General features: G+C 35.9%; 4 protein-coding genes. All 4 read left to right on the top strand.

The annotated features are described in order from the left end of the window. Positions 1-1,248 precede the first annotated feature (1,248 nt). Complete coding sequence (locus tag MW688_RS02850) at positions 1,249-1,500, top strand: hypothetical protein (protein ID WP_486734404.1); 252 nt, start codon at positions 1,249-1,251, stop codon at positions 1,498-1,500. Positions 1,501-1,724: 224 nt separating this feature from the next. After that, positions 1,725-2,063: an alr0857 family protein gene (locus tag MW688_RS02855; RefSeq protein WP_486734405.1), complete on the top strand. Its 339-nt coding sequence runs from the start codon at positions 1,725-1,727 to the stop codon at positions 2,061-2,063. Positions 2,064-2,150: 87 nt separating this feature from the next. Further along, positions 2,151-3,035, top strand: a complete 885-nt coding sequence (locus tag MW688_RS02860; protein WP_486734406.1) for a rhomboid family intramembrane serine protease — start codon at positions 2,151-2,153, stop codon at positions 3,033-3,035. 97 nt (positions 3,036-3,132) lie between these two features. Then, a partial coding sequence (locus MW688_RS02865; RefSeq protein ID WP_486734407.1) for a DUF2207 domain-containing protein occupies positions 3,133-4,042 on the top strand: 910 nt, incomplete at its 3' end.

The raw sequence follows: 4,042 nt of genomic DNA on the forward strand, positions 1-4,042 counted from the left end.
TTTGCTCATCCTTACTATTGGGGTGGTTTTGTTTCTATGGGGTTAGCTTAGACTCAGATCTTGCACCAAAGCCCAAAAGTTACTTGTGATGGTTGAGTTTTGAAGTAATGAGTAATATCAGATCCTGTTGGTGAAAACATACTTATTTGTGAGGTAAGGCAAGAGGCAACAGGCAAGAGGAGATACGGTTGAGTTTTGAAGTAATGAGTTTTGAAGTAAGCTAAGATGCACTTAAATTAAATATTTTAAAAAACCAGGTATCCCTTGAAAACCTCTTTACTATTGCCTAGCTTGCCTATTCTCTATTCCCTGCTTAAACGCATTTTAAATGCGTTTAAGCTTAATGAGTAATGAGATAAAGAATTAATGCGATCGCGCCGGCTTGTAGTAGGGCTTTAGCCCGATAAAAGCTGAAGGTATATATATTGGACTAAAGTCCAACTACGAACCTAGACTCGTAACTTGCACTTTTTACAATCCTTACTCAATAAGCGTTTCGCCGATCTCCCCAAAAGTGCTAATTTCTTATGGAGCTAGTGGCGAGCCCGAAGGGATGCTAGTCAGGAGCTCAGATTTTGCACCAAAGCCCAAAAGTTACTTGCAGTGGATGAGTCTTGAAGTAAGAAGTAATGAGATAAAGAATTAATGCTCAACGCTTAAAAATTGGTTGACCTTTGCTACTTTTCTTAGGCGAAAGAGAAATGAACTTTTCCCAAGGTTAATTTAGTACATAAGTTCTGGTGCAAGATATGAGGTCAATAGGGGTTTGTAGCAGGGCTATTTCATTCATTTTTTTATTTCAAAATGTAACGTTTAAACAGTAAGCTTTTTACTATGTTTTTTAAAAGAAAAATAAATCCGAGATTTATTATTAGCAAAAAATCCCCTCTCCCTGCTCAGAAGCTCCCTGCTCCGGTGCTTCTCCTCACCATTTTCTTTCTCAAGAACGAAATAGCCCTGGGTTTGTAGTGTATGCCGCACTATAAAGCTACAAAATGATCCAACTATACTTGGAAGAATTCTGGCAAAAACTCTAATAACCTGATAATAGAGTCATTTAAGACCTTTTTCCATTTACCAGTTCTGTTGCAAAAATTTTTGGCTATGCTATCTATAGTGTTAATTTTCTGAAAGTTTTGCCAAAAACTCTACTAATAGTTTTGCTTATTTTTTTGGCAACAGAACCCGTAAAAGTGGGAGACTGACTCAAAAACCCTCATCTTATTTCATATAAAGCGAGAATATTTCATGCTCACAGAAGAACAGAAAAATACACTGAAAATACAAAAAGACGAAAGTGAAGCTTTAGTAGGAAAGTATGTCGATTCCTCGGAACTAGCATTAGTTTTTTTCTCAGAGGAGTCAACGCCTCCATCTAATTTAAAAGGGTTTACACCTGATCCCGCATTTCTTACAAAAACAGCGATCGCATTCATATTTTTGGTGGTAGATGTGATCGCTTTTCTACTTACTTTATTTTGCTCTCCTCATAATCTCTGACTTTTTTTATAAAGGATAGCTTGGTAAGCAGGGCCTTTTCATTCTCCCCAATGCGATCGCGACCTGTAAGGGGCTTAGATCTTGCATCAGTAACTTAGTACTTTAGTACTACAAGAAGATATAAGGATATATAAGGATATATAAAGGTTGAACAATACCTAAATTTTACTAAGAGAAAATTGGCAATTTAGATTTAATTACCACCGACAAGAGGAAATACAATCATGCTCAAATTGATTTACACCGAAAATGATCTTAATTTAGAGTTTCTCAGAGAATCTTTAGAAACTTGGCTTGGGAAGAACCGAACCTTAACTGTTGAACCGATTAGTGCTTCTTTTTTGCTACCTCAAAATTTACAATTGCTGTTTGAACTTCAAACAATTATTAAGAATACAAAGCTCAACAATATAAAAATTGATCACAGTGATGATAGTTATCTAGAAGTTATCCTTTGGGGTCGTTGGATACCTTCACGTAATCATCTAGAAGAGGGCGTATTTGTTACCACCTTAGGCAATACCTTGAAAAGGTTCCTATTCCGATTCTGGCTTGAGATTTAACAATTATCCAGGGATGGTTTACTTAAAAAACCGTATTGAGTACAAAAGCTTTCCTAATATTTATATTACAAAGGTGAAATTGGCAAAATGTTGAACAGACAAAGAACAGGAGCCGTAATCTGTTTTAATTGCGAATCTTTGGTTTCTGTAGAATCTAAAACTTGTATTAATTGTGGCATAAAAAATCCAGGTTTGTGGGGATATAGTCGTGCCCTGAAAAAATTGAGCTCTGACTTTGGTTTTAGCGCAATTGTTACTTGGGGATGTATTGGTTTGTATGTTATTAGCCTATTAATCAGTATTTCACAACTAATTTTGGGAAAAACAGAGGAGCTGATTTTTTTATCTCCTAATTATAGGAGTTTATTTATTATGGGGGCTACAGGGTCTACTCCTATCTTTGAATACGGACGATGGTGGACTATTCTCAGTGCAGGCTGGCTTCACAGTGACTTTCTTCATATTGCTTTTAATTTACTGTGGATTCGACAGCTTAGTCCTATGGTTGCCAAAATGTATGGCTCAGCGCGTCTTGTTCTTATTTATACCATTGCCATTGGTGTAAGTTCATTGTTCACTAGTTTTGTGGGACAATTTTTCCCTGGATTACCGGACATATTACATGGAGCTTCCTTGAGCATTGGTGCTTCAGGGGGAGTGTTTGGTTTATTTGGAGCTTTAGTCAGTTATGGACAAAAAACAGGTCATTACAGTATTAAAACCCATTTTTTAACTTATGCAGTTATTTTCTTTTTAATTGGGTTCGCAGGAGAAAATATTGATAATTGGGGACATTTTGGTGGTTTTATTGGAGGCTATCTATCTACCTATTATTTACCTTGGCTAAATCCTCAAAAAAAGCAACAAATGACTGATGTTTTTATCGCTATTGCTTGTTTAGTTCTAGTTATGTTGAGTTTGTTGATATCTGTTGTGCATTACGTATTGTTTTCTAAGGGTATCTTGTTTTAACAGATGAAAGTTATGTTGCTAAAAATTAGCAACATAAATTGATTTCGTCTAAAAAATTTCTTGGTTTTATTATCAAAACAAAATAGGAGTCAGCCCCATGTATTCTGTCAAAAGAAATAGTAAGATTATTCTGTGTTTTTTCTTAAGTTTGCTGAGTAGTTTATATATTTTCTTAGGAAACAATACACTAGCTCAAAATACATCATCTCCTTTTTATTGGGACTATATTAATGTTAATATTGATGTTCAAAATAATGGAGATATGCTCATTTCAGAAACTCAAAAATATGTTTTTACTGAGGCGCATTCTCATCAGCGTTATCGTTATATTCCTTTAGATAAAGTGGATAAAATTACTGATATAGCTGTTTTTGAAAATGAGCAGCAATTAGCTACACAAACTGGGATAAAAAATAACAAAATGTGGATTAGATGGCAACATTCTCTTAATCCACCAGAAGAACATATTTTTGAAATTAAATATCGAGTTGTTGGAGGCTTACACATAGACAAAGAGGGAGATGGAGTTTATTGGAAAGCAATTTTTCCAGACCGCAGTGCTCCTATTCTCAAATCACAAGTAACAATCAAATTACCTGAATCTCTAGCTAATAAAATTATTAGTTTTAGAAGTTATGGGGTACCGACTTCATCAGAGCAAATTGATTCTCGAACTGTTCGCTATATTGCTCTTCAACCATTACAACCTCAACAAGAAATGGAGGTACGTATTATTTTTCCTCATAAAATTATCAATACTCAACTTCCCAATTGGCAAAAAGATAAACGAGATATGAATGCTGTTGATTTTGTTGTTAATTGGATTACTAATGTTCTTTCTATGTTGTTGGAGGTTATGTCCTTTTCACTTCTTTTTATTATTTTTATAACGTTGAGCGGTAGCGGCGGTAAAAGTTATAACGGTGGGAGTTATGGCGGTGGCGGTGGCGGCGGCGGTGGCGGTGGCGGTGGCGGTGGCGGTGGCGGTGGCGGTGGCGGTGGCGGTG

The organism is Johannesbaptistia floridana, from assembly GCF_057440575.1.

Excerpts from the sequence above, each read along its gene's own strand:
- MW688_RS02860 (WP_486734406.1), top strand. The coding sequence starts at position 2,151 with ATGTTGAACAGACAAAGAACAGGAGCCGTAATCTGTTTTAATTGCGAA.
- MW688_RS02850 (WP_486734404.1), top strand. The coding sequence starts at position 1,249 with ATGCTCACAGAAGAACAGAAAAATACACTGAAAATACAAAAAGACGAA.
- MW688_RS02855 (WP_486734405.1), top strand. The coding sequence starts at position 1,725 with ATGCTCAAATTGATTTACACCGAAAATGATCTTAATTTAGAGTTTCTC.